This window comes from Methanobacteriaceae archaeon, assembly GCA_030656015.1.
Lineage (GTDB): Archaea > Methanobacteriota > Methanobacteria > Methanobacteriales > Methanobacteriaceae > UBA349.
Genome location: JAUSNX010000001.1, coordinates 403,086 through 422,514 on the forward strand (window position 1 = coordinate 403,086; position 19,429 = coordinate 422,514).

The 19,429-nt window shown below is 31.3% G+C and carries 23 protein-coding genes; 7 read left to right on the forward strand and 16 right to left on the reverse strand.

Features of this window, described 5'->3' with window-relative positions:
* Nucleotides 1-34 precede the first annotated feature (34 nt).
* The 8 genes from Q7I96_01965 to cbiM all read right to left on the reverse strand — a co-directional run bounded on the left by Q7I96_01965 (nt 35) and on the right by cbiM (nt 5,549).
* Nucleotides 35-403, reverse strand: coding sequence for a DUF2304 family protein (locus tag Q7I96_01965; protein ID MDO9626378.1), 369 nt, complete (start codon nt 401-403; stop codon nt 35-37).
* Nucleotides 404-516: 113 nt separating this feature from the next.
* Entirely contained in the window at nt 517-1,272 is a 756-nt protein-coding gene (locus Q7I96_01970) for a glycosyltransferase family 2 protein (GenBank protein MDO9626379.1), read from the reverse strand.
* Nucleotides 1,273-1,301: 29 nt separating this feature from the next.
* Nucleotides 1,302-1,886 carry a flavodoxin family protein gene (locus Q7I96_01975; GenBank protein ID MDO9626380.1) on the reverse strand — a complete coding sequence of 195 codons (585 nt, stop codon included), beginning with the start codon at nt 1,884-1,886 and terminating at the stop codon, nt 1,302-1,304.
* Nucleotides 1,887-2,034: 148 nt separating this feature from the next.
* The gene (gene ribC, locus Q7I96_01980) at nt 2,035-2,496 is read right to left on the reverse strand and encodes a riboflavin synthase (GenBank protein MDO9626381.1); all 462 of its coding nucleotides are present in this window, start codon (nt 2,494-2,496) and stop codon (nt 2,035-2,037) included.
* A 122-nt stretch (nt 2,497-2,618) separates the two neighbouring features.
* On the reverse strand, nt 2,619-3,467 hold the full coding sequence (locus tag Q7I96_01985; GenBank protein ID MDO9626382.1) for an ATP-binding cassette domain-containing protein: 849 nt from the start codon (nt 3,465-3,467) through the stop codon (nt 2,619-2,621).
* Between the two features lie 258 nt (nt 3,468-3,725).
* Nucleotides 3,726-4,505, reverse strand: coding sequence for a cobalt ECF transporter T component CbiQ (gene cbiQ, locus Q7I96_01990; GenBank protein ID MDO9626383.1), 780 nt, complete (start codon nt 4,503-4,505; stop codon nt 3,726-3,728).
* A gap of 46 nt (nt 4,506-4,551) precedes the next feature.
* A complete protein-coding gene (locus Q7I96_01995) occupies nt 4,552-4,863 on the reverse strand; it encodes an energy-coupling factor ABC transporter substrate-binding protein (protein MDO9626384.1) in 312 nt (103 codons plus the stop codon).
* Entirely contained in the window at nt 4,863-5,549 is a 687-nt protein-coding gene (cbiM, locus tag Q7I96_02000; protein MDO9626385.1) for a cobalt ECF transporter S component CbiM, read from the reverse strand. Before cbiM ends, Q7I96_01995 begins: the two co-directional genes overlap by 1 nt.
* A 254-nt stretch (nt 5,550-5,803) precedes the next feature.
* Here cbiM and pyrF point away from each other — a divergent pair, with 254 nt between their 5' ends.
* Nucleotides 5,804-6,451: an orotidine-5'-phosphate decarboxylase gene (pyrF, locus tag Q7I96_02005; protein ID MDO9626386.1), complete on the forward strand. Its 648-nt coding sequence runs from the start codon at nt 5,804-5,806 to the stop codon at nt 6,449-6,451.
* A gap of 137 nt (nt 6,452-6,588) precedes the next feature.
* Here pyrF and Q7I96_02010 read toward each other — a convergent pair whose 3' ends face one another.
* The 5 genes from Q7I96_02010 to Q7I96_02030 all read right to left on the reverse strand — a co-directional run bounded on the left by Q7I96_02010 (nt 6,589) and on the right by Q7I96_02030 (nt 10,435).
* Nucleotides 6,589-7,179, reverse strand: a complete 591-nt coding sequence (locus Q7I96_02010; GenBank protein MDO9626387.1) for a hypothetical protein — start codon at nt 7,177-7,179, stop codon at nt 6,589-6,591.
* A gap of 16 nt (nt 7,180-7,195) precedes the next feature.
* Nucleotides 7,196-8,140 carry a deoxyhypusine synthase gene (locus tag Q7I96_02015; GenBank protein ID MDO9626388.1) on the reverse strand — a complete coding sequence of 315 codons (945 nt, stop codon included), beginning with the start codon at nt 8,138-8,140 and terminating at the stop codon, nt 7,196-7,198.
* Nucleotides 8,141-8,411: 271 nt separating this feature from the next.
* Nucleotides 8,412-9,293, reverse strand: a complete 882-nt coding sequence (locus tag Q7I96_02020; GenBank protein ID MDO9626389.1) for a CBS domain-containing protein — start codon at nt 9,291-9,293, stop codon at nt 8,412-8,414.
* A 331-nt stretch (nt 9,294-9,624) separates the two neighbouring features.
* On the reverse strand, nt 9,625-9,855 hold the full coding sequence (locus Q7I96_02025; protein ID MDO9626390.1) for a hypothetical protein: 231 nt from the start codon (nt 9,853-9,855) through the stop codon (nt 9,625-9,627).
* 400 nt (nt 9,856-10,255) lie between these two features.
* A complete protein-coding gene (locus Q7I96_02030; GenBank protein ID MDO9626391.1) occupies nt 10,256-10,435 on the reverse strand; it encodes a hypothetical protein in 180 nt (59 codons plus the stop codon).
* Nucleotides 10,436-10,585: 150 nt separating this feature from the next.
* Here Q7I96_02030 and Q7I96_02035 point away from each other — a divergent pair, with 150 nt between their 5' ends.
* From Q7I96_02035 to Q7I96_02060, 6 genes are all read left to right on the forward strand, one after another.
* Nucleotides 10,586-11,107: an NUDIX domain-containing protein gene (locus Q7I96_02035; GenBank protein MDO9626392.1), complete on the forward strand. Its 522-nt coding sequence runs from the start codon at nt 10,586-10,588 to the stop codon at nt 11,105-11,107.
* Between the two features lie 208 nt (nt 11,108-11,315).
* Nucleotides 11,316-11,537, forward strand: coding sequence for a sulfurtransferase TusA family protein (locus Q7I96_02040; protein MDO9626393.1), 222 nt, complete (start codon nt 11,316-11,318; stop codon nt 11,535-11,537).
* A gap of 4 nt (nt 11,538-11,541) precedes the next feature.
* A complete protein-coding gene (locus Q7I96_02045) occupies nt 11,542-11,961 on the forward strand; it encodes a DsrE/DsrF/DrsH-like family protein (GenBank protein ID MDO9626394.1) in 420 nt (139 codons plus the stop codon).
* A 95-nt stretch (nt 11,962-12,056) separates the two neighbouring features.
* Nucleotides 12,057-13,265, forward strand: coding sequence for a cysteine desulfurase family protein (locus tag Q7I96_02050; GenBank protein ID MDO9626395.1), 1,209 nt, complete (start codon nt 12,057-12,059; stop codon nt 13,263-13,265).
* 114 nt (nt 13,266-13,379) lie between these two features.
* A complete protein-coding gene (locus tag Q7I96_02055; GenBank protein ID MDO9626396.1) occupies nt 13,380-14,369 on the forward strand; it encodes an ATP phosphoribosyltransferase in 990 nt (329 codons plus the stop codon).
* 244 nt (nt 14,370-14,613) lie between these two features.
* Entirely contained in the window at nt 14,614-15,675 is a 1,062-nt protein-coding gene (locus tag Q7I96_02060; GenBank protein ID MDO9626397.1) for a pseudomurein-binding repeat-containing protein, read from the forward strand.
* A gap of 131 nt (nt 15,676-15,806) precedes the next feature.
* Here Q7I96_02060 and Q7I96_02065 read toward each other — a convergent pair whose 3' ends face one another.
* From Q7I96_02065 to Q7I96_02075, 3 genes are read right to left on the reverse strand one after another with little or no spacing between them, the layout of a single operon-like run.
* The gene (locus Q7I96_02065) at nt 15,807-16,574 is read right to left on the reverse strand and encodes a SagB/ThcOx family dehydrogenase (GenBank protein MDO9626398.1); all 768 of its coding nucleotides are present in this window, start codon (nt 16,572-16,574) and stop codon (nt 15,807-15,809) included.
* Between the two features lie 45 nt (nt 16,575-16,619).
* On the reverse strand, nt 16,620-18,935 hold the full coding sequence (locus Q7I96_02070; protein ID MDO9626399.1) for a PEP/pyruvate-binding domain-containing protein: 2,316 nt from the start codon (nt 18,933-18,935) through the stop codon (nt 16,620-16,622).
* Nucleotides 18,914-19,426: a pyridoxamine 5'-phosphate oxidase family protein gene (locus Q7I96_02075; GenBank protein ID MDO9626400.1), complete on the reverse strand. Its 513-nt coding sequence runs from the start codon at nt 19,424-19,426 to the stop codon at nt 18,914-18,916. The genes Q7I96_02070 and Q7I96_02075 overlap by 22 nt, the downstream gene beginning before the upstream one ends.
* Nucleotides 19,427-19,429 lie beyond the last annotated feature (3 nt).

Sequence of the window (19,429 nt, forward strand, 5' to 3'; positions counted from 1 at the left end):
TTATTAATTATGATCTTATTTTTTCAAGGTATTCTTATTCTTCAAGATCTTCATCTTCATTAATATCTTTTTTTGTCTCATTTTCTTCCTGATTAAGTGCAATTTGGCGTACTAGTTCAGTAATTTCCATTTCCAGTTTTTCAATCAGAGTGTACAGTTTAAATATGAGGTAGTAAGATGCGATAAGACCTAAAATCAAAATTAAATCAAGCCCTCTGCCAATTCCAAACAAGTTGGCAAAAATAGTAGTAGTTTCTGGAAATACAGATAATAAACTAATCAATGACCATATAACTATCCAAAAGATTAACATAGAAGAAGATGTTTTACCATCTCTAAAACGAATAATAGCTATTATAACGGCCAATATCCCTATTAATACACCTAAATATTGATATATCATTTTTACACCTGTTTCAATGAAAATACATATGATAACTGATTATTTATTCATTAATTATACTAGTATTTTCAAAGTATTTCTTATTATCCAATTTATTATAGCTATATTTAAACCTAAAATTTTTTTAAGATATCAATTATCATCTTAAACAGAATTTTAATACCAATTGTAGCATTAGTTCCTTTTGAAATTGAATATGGAGTATAAATTGTCTTAATAGGAACTTCTTTAAATCTTAAATGATTTTTTTTTATTTCTCTCACAATTTCTGATGAAACGCCGTATCCTCGTGAGTGAAATTCAAGTAGTTGCGTAGCTTTGGAGTTAAATGCTCTTAATCCCGATTGTGAGTCATTAACTTTGACTCCATAAAATAATAGAGTTATGAAATTCATGATTTGGTTACTTATTTTTTTAGAAAGGGGCATATCATCAAAATTTCTATCACCTAAAACAACATCTGCTTCATCAAGTTTTAAAGGCTTACAAACATTATCTATATCATATGGATCATGTTGACAATCAGCATCAAATGTAACCATGTATTTAGCTCCTTTCCTTAAAGATGCCTCCAGACCTGTTTTTAATGCTGCTCCTAATCCTCGATTAATAGTATGACTATAAATAGAGATCTGTTTAGGATATTTTTCCTGCAAATCATTTATAATGGAATAAGTTTTATCATGGGAACCGTCATCAACCACTACAACCATATAACCCATTTCACATAGCTTCGTCACTACTTTAGCCACAGTCTTCTCTTCATTATAAGCTGGAACCACCACAAATAGTTCTTTATTTAATTTATCCAGTTCAAAAGATTGGTTCGGCATAGTATGTCCTTTTAATGTACTTTTTAATAATGTCATTTAAGAGCTATTAAAATTAACATTAGATTTTATTCATTCAATTTAATAACAAGATTAGCGACTCTTTTTCCAAGGTTTTTTGTAGTTTCCAATCCAACATCGTCATTTTCACAGTCTTTAATTCCGCTGCCTACTCCACAAGCACCATAATGGGCTGCGGGAGCACCATCACCCACAATAATAGCATCTTGTATCAATAAAAAATCGTGTATTGCTGAACAAGTAGTTTCTTGTCCCCCATTTCTTGAAGCACCGACAGAAATTGCCCCACTAACAACATCCTGCAGTGAAAAATTTGTTCTTAATGGGCGTGAACGATCCATGAATATTTTAGTCTGGGCAGTTACATTACCAAAATACACTGGACTGCCAATAATTAATCCTTGAACATCAGAAATTTTTTCCAACAGAGGCCCCATATCATCTTTTATAGAACATTCACCAGTTTCTTTACAGATATTACATGCAGTACATGGAGATATATCCATTTTACCCAAATGAATTAGTTCTGTTTCAGCACCTAAACTTTCTGCAGATTCCAAAGCTTTTTTAACTAAGAAATTTGTGTTTCCTTTTATTCTGGGACTTCCCACAATTCCAATTATCTTTACCATTTATAAAACTCCAATAATTTTCAAAATAACGAATGAATCACATTAATACAAATTTAAAGCATTAAGACAATATTATGAACAAATAAATGCCAATAATATGTCTTATTATAATTATATATTATTCAATAACTAATGAATAATGTAAACTTCAGAGAGGACCCACATCTGGTTTTCCTTCCCTCATACCCATACCTGCCTCTTTAATAAGTTTTTCTGGCTTAAAAAGCATTTTAATCATGTTTTTAGCGTGTTCTCTAGCCCTATTATCTGCCAAAACCTTAAGATCTTTAGGGTTAGGTTCTTCATCTTCATGGACAAAAACTTCTAGAATGTGAGTATTTGTCATTAATTGAGCTTGAATAAGGCCTGTTGAAGCTTCATGTGCACATACTTTGTCTTTTTCTTCAGGTCCAGGCATTCCTAAGGCCAGAACCATTTCACAACCTTCTTCCTCAACTACTTTTTTAGCAGCCACAGGTAGGTCCTTAACACCAGGAACAGTGCGTCGGATAATTTTGATATCCCCTACTTGATTTTTTATTTCATCTATAGCCGCAGCACCCATATCATATCTGGCGAAAGTAGTATCACATATGCCTATTTTCCTCATTTTATCACCATTGAAGAGCATTCCATATTCATCTTGCTCATTATTCATTGATAGTCATTTTAATCATTAATAATAACTATCCGATTATAAATATTCTATTAAATTATTAAATCAAAAATAAGTTATCCCCTATTAAAATCACTTTCAATGTACTCTAATAAACTTTTGCGTGCTTCACCAATAGTTAAAGGATATTCTCCTGAAAATGATAATTTATCTTCTTTTTTAAGAATTTCCATTAAATGCGCAATCCTAGGAAGTCTGAGATTAGCTTTTCTAATAGTTTCTACATCACCAAAAACATCATGAGGGTTTCCTTCTTTAATTATTTCTCCACCGCTAATTATATAAATTTTATCAGCATAAAGCGGAACCATATCCACATCATGTGTGGATATAATTATAGTCATCCCTTCTTCATTGAGTTTGTATAATAATTTTAAAATCTGTGAAGCTCCTTTGGGATCAAGGCCAGAAGTAGGTTCATCCAAAACCATTATTTTAGGTTCCATGGCCAAAATTCCTGCAATGGCCACTCTCTTTTTTTGCCCACCACTAAGATGATGAGGTGCCTTATCTTCAAATCCGGCCATTCCCACCTTTTTTAAGGCCTTAGAAACTCTATTTTCCACTTCATCCCGAGACAATCCCATATTAAGAGGACCGAAGGCCACATCTTCCACCACAGTAGGGGCAAACAATTGGTCATCAGGATTTTGAAAGACAATACCTACTTTTTGTCTGGCTTTATTAAGGTCATCTTTGCCATATTTCAATAGTTCTTCTGCTATTTCTATTTGCCCAGAGCTGGGTTGTATTATTCCATTGAAATGTAAAAATAGTGTGGATTTACCAGCACCATTAGGTCCTAAAAGTGCCACCATACTTCCTTTCTCCACATTAAAATTAACACCATGCAATGCCTTGGTGCCATCAGGATATTCATAAGTAATTTCCTTAGCCTCAATCATGTTCATTATTTCACCCATTCATGAATCAATTATACTTGAATAAAATTAAAAATCATTATAAATTTAATATATATTTCATAGATTTAATTGTTTATATCTTTTTAAAAAATTTCATGAAAATTTCTAAAACAGATTGTAATTATTTAAATTGTAATTATTTAAAATGATTGCAGTAGTAAAAATTCGATAAATATATTATAATAATCAACTTAAAAAAGGTGATACCTAATAAATCTAATTTAAATAAAAATAAAAAAATTAAAATAATCTAAAATTTCCACTTAAATAAACGCCTAATATCAATACAGATTCAAATAAAACCAAAATAGTTAAATTTTTAATCCCAATGCTGTTTTGATAATTGTTAATATACAAAGATCCATTATATCCTCTTGATTCCATAGAAACATAAACCCTTTCACCTTTAATCCATGATCTAATAAACAGATTGCTGGCTAGCATCCCCAAAGATTTATATGACGTTTTAAAGCTTTGATAACCTAATCTAGTTTGTTGGGCATAGTACATATTAAGGGACTCATCTAAAAAGACGAAAATATAACGGTACATCATCATAGCAATTTCTAATACAATTTTAGGAATTTTAAAAGTGTCAAGCACTGAAAAAAGCTCAGTCATTGGAGTAGTGAATGCCAAAAAGGCCATACAGGAAAAACCACCCATTACTCTGGCGAAAACAAGAAAACCCAGATTAAATCCATCAACCGTTATTACTAGATTGAAAATATTTAATTCAAGTATGGTAGCTCCAACTCCAAAGAAAAAAGCCATGAAAACAAAGGTTAAAAATCCGAAAATAAATGGAATGGCCAGGAATTTCAGATAAAATTTCCAAGGTATCTTAGCTTTAAAAATAATTAAAAATGACATTAAAAATGTTATAATGATTGGAACAACGGGTGAAGTTGATATTAAGCTCACTAACATAGTTAAAAGAGCAAACAAAACTTTTAAATAAACATTTGTTCCCCTAAGGCCATTATGATGAGCAAAATTATCTAATGTGTTTTCAAACATTTTCACCTGCAAGTATACAATCTAATAAACATATACACTTAAAATATCATTTTTGTTCTTCATCTATTCGTTTTCTCTCTTTGGCTTGACCATTATAATATCCAAATACATATCCAATTATTATAGCACCAATTGCAGCTTGAAGAGCAAATAGAAGACTTTCTATTTCCCCACTGGGAGGTTCCCAAATAGAGCCGAACCATGGTTGATAACCTGTTTCTTCAATAGCAGGTCCTGCTTGAGAATCTGCTCCACTGAAATATCCTTCTTCTTCACCCATACCACTGTACATTATCATGGGAACTGCAATAATTATGGCCACCAATGCGAGTAAAATAATTGGTTTTTTATCTACCATTAGGCCACCGCCTTAGGAGTTTCCTCTGCTTTAGGGCTGATAACTTTTAATTTTACCAGAATATCCGGCCTTAGTTTCATTATATAATCAAACACTACTACCGTTAAAAGACCTTCAGCTATGGCCAGAGGCACCTGAGTGTAAGCGAAAATTACCATGAACTTTGCAAATGCAGCTCCAAATGTTGGAACAGGAAAAGCCAAAGATAGTTGAGTAGCAGTAGTTACATATGTTAACCAGTCACCAACAACTGCTGCACAAAATATTCCTATTGAAGGGCCCCACCCAATTCTTTTGACACCTTTGTAAACCAACCATGCCGCAAATGGACCTACAATACCCATTGAGAAAATATTAGCTCCTAGAGTTGTTATTCCACCATGAGCTATAAGTAAAGCTTGAAATACCAGTACAATAGCACCTAAAACGCTAGTAACTGCTGGCCCAAAAAGTACGGCTGATAAACCCGTACCAGTAGGATGAGAACAACTTCCGGTAACAGATGGGAGTTTTAATGATGATAAAATAAAGATAAATGCTCCTGAAACAGCTAAAAGAGGTTTAGATTCTGGATGTTCGTCTGTGATCTTTTTTATTTGTATTACACCGTAAGCAACCACTGGTAGGGCCACCATATACCAAAAGAGGCACCATTGCCAGGGTAAAAATCCTTCCATGATATGCATAGTTAAAGTCTCCTTTAATTCTTTTCAACTTTACTTGAATAACATCCAATATAAATCTTTTCAATTTAACTTAATAGTAATTAAAGTAAACTTTAATAAAATAATATATAAATCTTTTCAATTAATTTTTAATTAAAATAAGAATTACTTGAATTAATCAAATATTAATTTAAAAATAAAGTTTAATCTACAAAAAACTAAAAACACCAATTAAACATCAAAGATATAAAAGATAATCATCATAATTTCCTATTATGAAGGTCAAAAATAAAATAATACTGGCCATGGATTTAATGGATTTAAATCACGCCCTGGAAGTTACAGAGCAAGTTTCTGATTACATTGATACTGTAAAAATAGGATATCCATTAGCATTATCTGTAGGATTAGAATGTTTCTCTATTTTTAAAGAAAATTTTTCTTGCAAAATAATAGCTGATTTTAAAGTTGCAGATATTCCAGAAACCAATGCAAAAATTTGTCAGACTACTCTAGAACAGGGTGCGGATACAGTGATAGTACACGGTTTTGTTGGTCCAGACAGTGTAACCGCTTGTAATAAAGTGGCGCAAGATAATAAAAAAGATATTTTCTTACTTACTGAAATGTCACATCCCGGTGCAGAGATGTTTCTAAAAGGAGTTTCAGATAATATTGCACAAATGGGTGTTGAATTAGGAATAAAAAATTATGTTGCACCCTCAACACGTTTAGACCGGCTGGGCGAAATTAGAAAAATTGTGGGAAAAGATTCATTTATTATATCCCCTGGTGTCGGAACCCAGGGTGGTGATCCTGGCCTAACTTTACAGTATGCAGACGCTTTAATTGTGGGAAGATCCATCTATCTTTCAGAAGATCCTGAAAGTGCAGTGCAAAATATTATTGATTCAATAAAATAATCTATAAATTAATTTTTAAAATATTTTTAAGTATAAAAAGTTCTTTAATGTATTTTTTTTCGTTAATTTAGGATATAATATATTTTTTAGACATGTTTTTTTTTAGAATATTTTTAGAAGTATTTTTTAGAAATAGTTTATAAAATAGCTTTAATCCAATTATAACTTCTTTCAAAATATCTTCCAGTAAATTCATACGAAATTTCAAATAGAATGAATAAAATGAATGCTGAGAAACTTAAAAATTCCATATTCAACATATCAAATCCAGTTAATGATTGATAAAGCCCTAAAAACGCCAGTGAAAATATTGTTATCTTCATAGCAAACCTATATCTAAAGAAAATTCCAAAAAAGTGACTTTTATCACTAATTTTCTGATTATCATTACCAATTTCATCAATAAATGCAGCTATGGAACATATAATCAAAGTTAATATGCTTATCTGCGGAACTCCATAAATAAATGCAACCAGTACAAATGTTGCTAAAGTCAAAATATGGTGAACACCATCTATTTTTTTAGAAAATAAAGTTCCTAAAAGAATTGCAAAGAAAATATAAGTCGCATCCACACTATTAACAACTAAAAATCCAATGCAAAGGCCGCAAATAATTCCCACTATAGATGCAAATTTTTTATCTCCTCTTTCATCATATGCATCATCTGAAAATTTCATCAAAAATCCAGAAAGCATATAAAAAAGAGCTAGTACAATTATTTCCATATTAAATACCTATGAGTTATTCATTCTCCCCGGAATCTACTAAATCCAGCGCTCCAGCCAGAATCAGGGGGAAAAGAACTGTAGCATCACCAACAACTGTTACTAAATTAGAACCTGCCCGAGCCTTGGCCCAAGACTTGGCTTCTTCTAAGGGAGCACCACTTAAACTTCCCGCTTCACTCCTATCCATGGTTATTTGAATAGCAGCATCAACACCACCTTTTAGAAGATTAGAAGCTAACACATAATGTTTGGGAAGGCCTCCACCTAAAATAACGGCTCCTACTTTTTCAGACTCAAATACTATATCTGAAAGTTGGTGCATATCAGCTACCGCATCCAAAGCAAGTTTGTTGGATTGATTGAACATCCATAATTGAAGGCCCAGCATACTATCAATAATCCCTGGAGCATATATTGGAACATTATTATCTGCTGCTGCTTTTATAATAGAATTTTCATCGGTTATTTGTGTTCCAACATGGTAAATAAATTCTTGAATGGAAGTGATTTCAGTTTCACTTGCAATTTTTTCTAATATATGATTTATTTCGTTTTCAAAAATCTCAAAATCCTCAGATTTTGTGTAAATATCACCTATACGACCCATACCCGAATCATGAAGTTTTTCATCATCAAATCCATAGTTTCGATAATGAGAACCACCAAAGGATTCTAAAAGATCATGTGTAAGATTTGCTCCACTGGTTATAATTACCTTGATAATACCTTTTTTTATGAGATCAGCTATTATATCCCTCATCCCTCCCGGAACCATGGGCCCTGCTACACTTAGAAATATATTTAACTCCTGATCTTCAATCATTTCTGAAAGTAATTTCGTGGCCCTATAAACTCTTCCAGCACCTAAAACCCCAGCATTCCCCATTTCTTCAATGAAATCGGATATTTTCATACCTTTGGAGATTTTAACATGATTAACTTGATGATCATCTTTCAAAAATTACACAACCTATTATGATAATACTATACTCAAATTCTAAAATAAATAATTATAACTGAATAAGATTGATTTAAGGCAATTATAATATTAATAATATTAAATTATTCAAAAATTAATTAAATTAAAAATTTATATTAATTAATTGTGAATCAAAAAATTATTATAAATTTTTTTAGTATTTAAAAATTAATTTATTTTAAACTTGATTTATTAATATTCTCTTAATATAATCCTAATTTATTTTAAAATCTTTTAGGAATCTATTACTCTATTTTAATCCAGCAATATTATCTAAAAGATCTGTTCTAGTCACAATTCCCACGGGAGTTCCATCATGCTCTAATACTATTAATCTACCTATGTTCTTTTTATTCATGATTTCAATCGCATCAGATATCATGACGTCCTCTTCAACAGTTATAATATCACTGGACATGATTTCACTAATTTCTAGATATTCTTTACTTTGAGCAATAGCTTTAGTAATGTCACTTAAGGTTAGTATTCCAACAATTTTACCATCCTTAAAAACTGGAGCTCCCTCAATCCCTTTTTCCGATAAAACTTTTGCAGATTTTTTAACACCATATTCCGCATTCAAAGTTATAAGTTCCTTGGTTGCCACATCAAGAACTGTCTTTTTAGGAATACTTCTAATGGCCGTGGTATCTAAAAGCAAAATATTATCCATATCGTCCCTACCAACAATTACACCATTTATAACCAATTTATTTACAGGAGTAGGACCTACACGAATTCTATCACCCAAATCCAGTTGTTTTATGCTTCCAACTGCTTTAATAGCAGCTTCACACTCACCCGGATGAGGAATACTTGTAAATTCAATTTTAGCAACAGAAATATCATTCAATTCTTTTCCATCCCTATAAATCGGAACTAATGTTTCTTTACCTGTTGCAGAAATATTTAATGTATGATAAGCTTCAATTGTGGGTTTATAACCGCCCCGGGGTCCTGGAACACCTTTCACAAGGCCTAAACTCCTTAGGGATTGCATCTGGTTACGTATTGTTCCAGGGTTACGATTCATTATTTCAGCTATTTCCTCGCCCTTTATGGACTTACCACTAGAATTACGATACAGATTAATCAAACTTTGTAAAATCTCCTTCTGAACAGATGTAAGCATGGCCCGTCACCTTTAAATTTATAAATAAATATTATAATTAATACTAATCTTTTTCAATAATCTATTACGAATAATAATTATAATTATTTCTCATTATTTATATAATATTATCGTATATATTGTTTTTGTAATTATAACGTATACTTAATGTATTAAATTATATTTCTAATAATTATATTAATTAAATGTAAATGAAATCCAATAATAAGGGGAATATTAAATAATATTGGCCTAGATGTCTACTTAAACATTTATTAGAAAAAATTGAAATTAAATATAATTGAAATTAAATTTTTAAATCAATTTTTTATTTATTGATAAAACCATTTGATTAATAAAAAATTTCTAGAACAAAACATATTACAGCTAAAACTGCCAGCGCAATGGCCATATAAAAATATTTTTTACTAGCACCAATCCTAGTTAGATAAATACCTAAAAAAATAGTAATACTGAGCAAAAACCATCCTAATGCATTATAATAAGCTTTTGTATAAGCATAATATGTTGCAACAAACACCAGTAAAATAGCGATAAAATAATTGTTTTTAGTAGATTCCATTTAATACCTCATATAAAATTTATAATTCATTACTAATTATATTAATCCCAGAAGATTATGTATTTTATATTACTGAGTATATATTTAATTTTTTAAAAAAGAATCTGAATAACAAAGATCTTTTAATTAATTTTTATTAATATTGAATATTAAAAATTTAGGAGCCCTTCCAAAGTGTTCATCAATCAATAATCCATTTTCACTTGCTATTGCTACTTTAAATGAAATATTATCGCATTTATTTTTTGTTTTAGTAAATTTAATTAATTTCATGATTAATTGATAAGACCAAAATATAACAATTGTTATATAAATAATGAAATTTAAAGTTATGCACAAAATATTATAAAATTTATGACTTTGTACTATAGAAAATTTAAAAAACAAAAATTGAAAATTACTATGGCTTAAAATAAATACAATGCCCAGGTTTTCCTGGGCCTCTAGGATGTCTACAATATAAATTAATTGATTTTTGCTCATCAACAATTATTTCGCACTTAAATCTGCATTTATAACAATTTTCACTGGAAGAAATAATATTGAATTCCTGAACATCAAAGATTTTAGTGCTTTCCATTTAATCACCATAAAATAAATATTCTGTTATTCTGATAGATTTGACAGATAAAAGTTTTTATTTAATATTTGAATAAGTTTAACATTGCATAGTTATATATTAACTTTATGAATACCCATAATATTAGTATAGATAAAAAAAGGTTATAAAATGGTAGGAATCATGCAAAACCTCGTTTATGGATTGGCCGTTAGAGCATTGTTAAGTGATGATGACGGGAAAATTTTGATTATTAAACGATCTACAGATTCAAAAACAAATCCTGGAAAATGGGAATTTCCAGGAGGTAAAGTAGATCCAGAGGAATCTTTTGATCAGGCACTGTTAAGAGAAGTATATGAGGAAACTAATTTAAAAATTGGCCTTGATCATGTAGTTGGTGTCTCAGAACAAAATTTGCTTGTTATAAGGGCCGTTCATATAATTATGTCCGGAAATATAATGAGTGGAGAACTTAAGTTAAGTGATGAACATGAAGGTTATGCTTGGGTATTCTTTGAAGATTTAATAGAATATGAATTAGCAGACTGGCTTGAACACTTTGTAAATAGCCAATACCAAATTATCAAAGGCAAAGAAGAACTTGATGAAAAAAAAGAACCAGAAAATATGATTAAACCTTGGTTGAAATCAATAAAAAGCTCTTTTGATTCAGTTAAAACTAAAAAATGACTAATTTTCTATTTGATTTTAAAAATAGTCGAAAAATTAATTTATTTTATTATTATTATTATTATTATTATGGTTAAATCAAAATATTTATATCTATATATAACAATTGTTATAATAAATCATTGTTTCTAGCTCTTTTCGGAAGTTAAATACTATTCAAAAACATAATATTAATATGAATTTTTAATTACAAAATAGGGGAGATTCTATGAGTAACTTAAAAGTAGATGTTAAAGGGGAAACATGTCCCATACCTCTAGTTGAGACCAGAAAAGCATTAAGAACAGCTTCACCAGGAGAAATTGTAGAAATAACTGGAACCCATCCCGCTTCCAAAAAAGAAATACCAATGGCTGTAGAAGCCCTAGGCATGGAATTGATGAGTGTGGAAGAAACTGATGGGATCTGGAAAATAAAAATCAAAAGGTGATTTTATGAGTCAAAAAGCAACAATAGTAGTCCATAGTGGAGATATGGATAAGATATATAGTGCTTTGATTATTGCCAATGGTGCTCTTTCCATGGGGATGGAAGCTTCGCTTTATTTCACTTTTTGGGGCTTAGAGCGCCTTAAAAAAGGAGGTCTCGAAAAAGGACCATTGTCTAAAATGCATTTTTTAGGCCTGGGTAAATGGATGATTAAAAGCCGAATGAAAAAAGCCAATGTGGCATCATTAGAACGGCTAATATCAGATTACAAAGATCTTGGTGGAAAAATAATTGCTTGTGAAATGACCATGGAAATAATGGGTATTGAAAAAGAAGGTCTTCAGCAGGACTTAATTGATGAATATGGTGCAGTAGGTACTTATATCCAAGAAGCCAGAGACTCGGAAATAACACTTTTCATATGAAATTAGACTATTAAATGACTTTTTTAAGTAAAAAACGACACTTAATAAAATATTTATAAATTCAAATAATTTCCGGTTTTAAATCAGGTGAAAAGATGTTAAAAAATTATACATATCTAGATAATGCTTCAATGACCCGCCTCGATGAAAGAGTATTGGAAGAGATGCAAAAATGCTTTTTTGAAAATTATGCTATTCCTACATCTGAATCAGGATATTCAATGGGAATTGAATCACGGGAAATACTTGATAATAGTCGAAAAATCATTGCAGACACATTAGGGGCTTCTAAAGAAGAAATAATCTTTACTTCTGGAAATACTGAATCCAGTAATATTGCTTTAAAAGGAACTTTGATGGCCTGGACTCAAAGAAAAAAACGTGAAAATGAAAACAATTTAGACAAAGAAGACGAAATAAAAAATCATGTCATTACATCATCAATAGAAGATTTTTCAGTTCTTAACACAGCTAAATCCCTGGAAAAACTAGGTTTCCAAGTTAAATTTCTTGATGTCGATCCAGATGGTTTTATTGATCCAGAAGATCTAAAAAATTCAATTACCAACGAGACCATAATAGTATCTATTCAACATGCTAATCAGGAAATAGGTACTTTACAAGATTTAGAAACCATTGGAAAAATTTGTAAAGAAAAAGGAGTTCTTTTCCATACTGATGCAACTCATTCATTTACCAAACTTCCCCTTAATGTAAATAAAATCCCTGCAGATCTTATTTCGATTTCAGCCCATACTATTCATGGCCCTGCAGGAATTGGTGCATTATATATACGTAAAGGCACTCCGCTATTAAAATGGATGGATGGTGGTTTTCAAGAATTTAATCTACGAGGAGGGACAGAAAATATTTCTGGAGCCGTGGGATTTGCTAAAGCAATCCAATTAGTAAAAAAAGACGAAAATCAACGTTTATTAAATATGAGAGATCATTTAATAGATAGAATATTAAATGAAGTTCCAAAAACTATTTTAAATGGACATCCCACAAATAGAACACCTCAAAATGTAAATATAACCTTTGAGTATGTTGAAGGCGAATCTATAACATTACATCTGGACATGAGGGGATTTGCCGTCAGTACTGGTTCTGCTTGTTTTAGTAGGTCTTTAGACCCGAGTCATGTGATTTTAGGAATTGGGGGAAATCCTGAAAGAGCACATGGGTCTGTAAGGTTAACTTTAGGCCGATTCAATACAATGGAAGAAATTGATGCTGTTGCTGATGCATTGGCACAAGTAGTTGAGAATTTAAGGAAAATTAGTCCATTAGGCATGAAATAAATATTTTTAAAAATTTTAATGCCCAAAAAAATTAATAAATAATTCTATACTTAAACCATTATTTTTTTTCTAAATATCAAAAAATATAAATACTAATTTTATTTGCATTTAATTATGGAGAAAATAGTACTCGGACTCCCCAAAGGGAGCTTAAACAATGTAAACAGGGGAAATACTTATCAATTATTTGTGGATGCTGGATACGAAGTTAGAGGATATGAACCTGGTAAAGAAGAAAACGAAATGGACATTACCAATGATTCTGAAATAAAATCTTACTTAACTCGTCCTCAAAGTGCCCCCGTGGAATTAAACAGAGGAATGCTGGATATATCAATCATTGGTGAAGATTGGGTGCGTGAAGAATCGGTAAATGTTGAAGAGAATCTAATAACAAAAATTGGAGATCTTGATTATGGTCAAACAAAATTAATAGTTGCCTTACCAAATGAAGCCCCATATGATTCCCTTACAGAGTTTTTCCAGGCCAATTCAGATAAAAAAACACCCATTTTATGTTTTACAGAATATCCCAACCTTACCAAACAGTTTTTCATGGAAAATGAAGGTTACCAACAAATTTTTGGAGAAAAAACTCCCCTGGTCCAAATAAGAGGTTTGTGGGATGGGGAAAATGACATGGTGCAAATAATAAATTCCGATGGGGCCACAGAAGTTTATATTGCAAAAGGAGCAGATTTAATTATAGATAATACTCAAACCGGGAGCAGTTTGAGAAAAGCTGGCCTAAAAATTATTGACACTATAATGGAATCAAGTGCTGGTCTTTATGCTGGCCCTACTTGTACTGGACAGAAGTTAGAAAAGGCCCATATGATATTTGACCAATTATTTGGTGCAATTAAAGCTAGAAAATATTTTGATGTGAAATTTAACATAGCTAATCACAGAGTAGAGGATACTAAGTCATTTCTTGTCTCTAATGATTACTGTTCTGATGAACCTACCATAACCAAAGGTAGTAATTTCTCCCAATTTAATGTTCTAATTACAAAAAATAAATTTCCAGAGATGTTAAAAGAGATTAAAATTCTTGGTGCATCTGCTATTGTAAGAGAAAACGTAAAACAATATGTTAAATAATTAAATGATATTAAATATCTTTAATTTTTAATAAAAAGTCAATATTAATTATTTAACATTAATAATTATAATATATACATTAATTAAAATTACATTTTTATTTTATTGTTGCATATTCATTTTCCAATATATTTTATTAGTCAAAAAATACTAAAAATTGTTGAAAATTTAAAATAAGGTTTAACCTTTGATTTTATGAAAAAGCTTATAAAGCCTGAAAAAAATAATATTTATAGTGATTACAATGTATAATCTAAAGACCAAAAAAGTGGCTTTGTCATTTTTATTAATTTTAGGATGCTGTTTCATATTCTCAAATACGGCCAGTGCCGTGGATGTGTTCCTTACCTCAGATTGTATTTCAGGTAATAGTACAAAAGATGTTTCTAATCTTCATTCCGTTGAAGGATATATTGAAAACGGTAGTTTAAAAGATAAAGTAAATGTTACAGTAGATCCTAATGCTCCCCATCCGGGAGAAGGTGAGAGAGCCATATATTCAACCAAATCAAATGGTGTCGCAGTCTACATGGCCGCCAGTTGTCCTGGAACCATGAAAACAGTTGCCAAATTAGCTTCAACAAGTAACAAAGGAGTTATTTTTGTCAATACTGGACAGTTAAATTTAAAATCTACGTCTATAATTAGAAGGGCTTGGGATGATAATTTTTCAAATATGTATTTTGCAGGAATTAAAACCCCATATATATTCTTAAGAAATGCTGGAGTTTTTGTTATACAACCGAATATTGACTGTGCCGGCAAATCACAGGATTATAAAAACCGATACATTGCCAATGTAATAACTAGCATAATAACCAATCATCCTACCAGTCTTACTAGCAGCTCAGGACGTTATTATAACACAGCACTTATAGCAACGCATAAAATTTCCCCCGCAACCATGGCTAGTGTCGCAAATGGAATATACACCTCAAACAAAAATAAAAAAGCTTTAAGCAAAAGTTATAGTGGTTATCGTTTAGTGACCTTCCTGTTAATGGCCACCGATTACATGAATGGTCCAATTAATAAGCCGATCTCATATAGAGAAGCCGCTAATTCCCATGTAAAAAGTACTTATAAGGGATACATAAGCAGGCAGGATTACCGAAATATTGCAGCATCAACTAATAAATACATTAGAAAATACAAACGCGCGCCTAATTACGTGAATTTCAAAGGAAAAATCATTGGTTACAAAGATCTTTTGTTGATGTATGCTATTTTAACAAAAAACCACACCAGTAAATCTGGAATGACTTTGGCAAGTAGCTACAAATTCCAAAAGGTTTACAGATACTAAAAAAGGATTAGAACTTATATCAACTTATAAGTTCTATTTTCATTCATTTTATGGCTTAGTATTTAATTAATTAATTTTATTTTAGTTTATTTTAAAACAGATATAAAATATTTAATCTATTAATTTTAAATTTATTTTTTGCCAACAGAAGCAATATAAATAGTGAATTCCTCTTTTCCATCAATTTTAAGAAGATCATCCATATATTCCTGATCATAGGCAGCAATGGCACAGGTCCCAGCATCTATGACTTCACAAGACAAATAAAGATTCTGGCCAACATGACCTGCATCCAGGGCAATTACTTTATGAGCCGCCAATCCATATCTCCATTCCATCCGGTATGGGATAGCAGTCCATATAAAAGTTAAAGCACCTTCTCCAGCAAAATTTTGATTGAATGTACCTTTAATAATCTTTTGTTTCAAATTTTCTTCTGGAAATTCCATCATAAGTTGATGGGTAAGAGGCATATATCTGTAAATACCTTTTTCGAGTTCGTCAACATTAAATATTGCTAGATACGTTTCCAGGGCGTGTCTGCAACCAGCTGAAGGCACATTACGAAAAACATTAGATCCCGCGGCAAATTTAGCTCCCTGGGTGGCCCAGAGAAGAAATGACAATTCTTCTAGCAATAAAGGCTCGTTTTTATACTTACGTCGACTATTACGATTTTTTATAGCATTAATTATGTTATGATCGTATTTTTCATTCCAATCAAGAAATGGTAAGTTTATTTTCTCAGAAGCAGATTTATGTGGTTTTTCCACTGGTGGGGCAGCTATTCCCTGACTCTGATCAGTTTTAGAAAAATCTATGGTTTTTCGTATGCTGTCTTTAAGAAAATATCTCCTTTCTTCTAATAGTTCATGGTAATTTTTATTATCATTTTCCATATACAAGTCCCCCATTATAACAATCACCAAAAATATTTTATCTACTTAAGAACGTCTTTCCAGTTCAAATTCAGGTTTTCCAATGACTACCAGCCCCAAATATCCATTTACCGTGACCAGATCACCATCATTAATTAGTTCCGTAGCTTTGCTGATCCCATTTACGGCAGGAATTCCCATCTCCCGGGCTATTATTGAGCTGTGAACCAGCATTCCCCCTCTTCGTTCAACAATACCCGATGCTAAAGAAACTAAAAAGGTCATTTGTGGCTGAATAGCATCACATACTAAAATTTCCCCTGATTTTAACTTGTAGAAATCATCAAAAGAATTTATAATTCTGGCCAACCCGGATACAATTCCTGGCGAAGATGGTTGTCCAGTTAGTTGTCTAGGTTTAAAATTAGGCTTCAATCTATTTTTAACTTCCATTTTTTTCTTTTTAATAGAAACAAGTGAATTTTCAAAATCTAATAAAGCATTATAGATGGTCTCCCAATCTTCCAGAATTAAATATTCTTTAGATTCCATTCGGCCTTCATTTATTAAGATTTCACATCCCCTGTTTAAAAAAATCAAAAGCTGGTTTTCTAATTTTCCTAAAAGAATATTATCGTCATCTCTAAGCTTCCAACTTAATTTTCCTATGCGTAAAACTTCATTTACCTCTTCAAATCTTGATTCTCCTGCAGCAAAATATAACTTGTCAAGATATGACTTTTTTTGATTTTTGTTATTGGAAATTTTATGTTGGTTTTCTTCCACAGAGGTTTCCAAATTCAATTCTTTAATTGGATTTACCTTTTTTATTTGTGATTCATTGTCTATTTCGGGTTCCTTTTTTGATAGTTCCCATATATTCCTCAGAATCAACTCAGGATGGTCTTTAAATGACCGATTTTCGTACATTAAATCCAGGTGATCGTTTAATAAAGATTTGAATTTCTTGACAAATTCCAAAGATTTCCTGGTTTGATTGAGTTGATCCAAAGCATCTAAAAGCTCTTTACTTTTAATTTGATTGTTTATAAAATATTCAATTTTTGAATTAAGAGTTTGGTCATTTTTTAATAATAATGAAAGCGATTTAAATTGCCTGTTTCTTTCAGATGCTAACAAATCGTCAGTTTTTAAAATTTCCATGAATTCATAAGGATTTTTTGGTTTTACCAGGTCATTATAGTATGTTCCAAAGTTTCTAATTCCATGAGCAAAAGGTATGAAATCATCCCAGTATATTTTTTTCCATTTGAAATAGATATCAGCTCTTTCTTTGATTTTATCCGCCAGCAAATCCTTTTTCATTCCCTGAGGTTTTTCCAGAGCCAGCCTTTTACCTTCATTTTCAAGTTGAGGTATCAAATCGTTTTCAACTTTATCAGATAGCTGTTTAAGCCTTTCAAAATTGGGAGTTAAGGTTAAATACCATTTTCTTTCTTCATTAGAATCTTCAATGCTAGTAATAGGCCTTACTTGAAGAACAGTGAAGTTTTCGCCTTTACCAGTCCATTCAATATCAGCCGAAAAGCCAAAAGCATCTTCTATATTTTTAGTTTGGGTAATTATGTATTCCAGATCATCTAAATTCAGAAGAGAAAGATTTAATTTCTTGGTTTCCTCAGGTCGAATATGCTGGATTATGTTGTGATTATCTCTTTGTACAACCCATTTTTCCCCTACTTTAATGTTATCAACCAGATTACTGAGATAACCTCCTACCAATTCTATAACAAGATTATTCTCACTTCCAGTGGGATCTTTGGAAAAAGACAACCCAGATACTGGTTGTTTTTCCATGATTTGTATTAAAACTGCAATGGAGCTTTTTAAAGAATCTAATTCAAGTTCTTCTCGGTATAAAATAGCCCTATCACTCCATAATGAAGCCCAAACAAGTTTTATGGATTCTAATATTTTTTCTATTCCCTGAACATTGGTATAAGATTCATGGATTCCTGCAAAAGAATTTTTTTTGGAATCTTCCGCGGGTGAAGAAGATCTCACAGAAAACTTTGAATCATCACCAAATTCTTTAATTTGCTTAATGATTTCTGACTGGATTTCTAAAGGGATTTCTGATTTTAAAAAGGCCGATCTTATCCTTAAAGATGCATCCCACATTTCTTCCCATCGCATTTCTTCAAAGGGTTTTTTAAAAATTTCCAAATCGATTATAGAAAATAAATTATTGTGTTCTATGAATTTTTTGTAGGCTTCCGTGGTTATACAAAAGCTGCGAGGAATCTTAAATCCTTTATTTGAAGCTAAAAATAAATTTCTTGTTTTTGAACCTACTTGATCCAGATCAGGAGGATTGTGTGAATTTTCAAATGAAAATATTATTTTTGAAGAGGGTTCCATTCAAAAACCTCCTGAAATCTCCTTACCAAAAAGTATCGATAAACATCCACCAGAATAAGGGCATTGGACGGAGATTTTACAAATAAATCCAGATAAGGGTGTTTTTTAATTAGTAAATCTGCCCATTTATTAAATTCTGGAGAATTATTCAGTATTTTCGATTTTCCAGTGATGGTAACACCGCTAACTTTATTTACACCAGGGGGGACACTGGAACGATTGTCCACAAAAAGAGCGACTTTATCTGATTCTGATAAAAGACTGAATTTTCTGGTGTTTAAAGAAGTAGAAAAAACAATATTTTTCAAATCAGAACTACAAGCAAAACTTATTATTGAAGCATAGGGTTGTCCATCACCTTGAGTAGCTAAAACAGCAAATGGCTGATTAAATACTAATTGAGAAATTTCCTCCGGGACATCCAGATCAGATTCCTGACAAAAATTATCCTGGGAATGATCTACACACATAGGCTCGTCAAATTCTTTCATTTT